This is a genomic window from Oleiphilus sp. HI0066, assembly GCF_001635725.1.
The window spans coordinates 1-688 of the sequence record NZ_LWFH01001435.1; the positions used below are offsets into that span (position 1 = coordinate 1).

The window sequence follows — 688 nt, forward strand, 5'->3', positions numbered from 1 at the left end:
ATTCTTTTGGCTAAGATCAATTGTCTTCGCGTAACAACCACCTTCAAGGTTAAAGACCGTGCCTTTACCCCAACCGTGTTCGTCATCACCAATCAAATAACGCTCTGGATCTGCTGAAAGCGTTGTCTTACCTGTTCCAGATAGACCAAAGAACAAAGTTGTTTCGCCATCTTCACCGACATTCGCGGAACAGTGCATTGGCAAAACATCTTTTTCAGGAAGAAGGAAGTTCTGAACAGAGAACATCGCTTTCTTCATTTCACCAGCGTAACGCATGCCTGCAAGAAGTACTTTGCGTTGCGCGAAGTTGATCATAACAGTGCCATCACTATTTGTTCCGTCACGCTCTGGTACACATTCAAAACTAGCAACGTTCAAAATTTGCCATTCTTGCTTGTCAGCAGGATTAAATGTCTCAGGACGGATAAACAAGTTGCGACCAAACAGATTTTGCCAAGCAGTTTCTGTTGTCACTTTAACAGCAAGATAGTGCTCAGGATCAGAACCAACGTGAAGGTGAGATACATAGCTGTCTTTTTCAGCAAGATACGCTTCAACACGCTCCCACAATGCATCGAATTTATCCGCATCAAAAGGGCGGTTGATCGGACCCCAGCCAATAGCATCAGACGTGCTTGGCTCTTCAACAATATAACGGTCCATTGGAGAGCGACCAGTTCTCTTACCA

General features: G+C 44.6%; 1 protein-coding gene. It reads right to left on the minus strand.

The genetic code is table 11. From position 1 onward, the window contains the following. The coding region (locus A3738_RS22005) for a phosphoenolpyruvate carboxykinase (ATP) (RefSeq protein WP_156504411.1) at positions 1-688 on the minus strand (688 nt) is incomplete at both ends.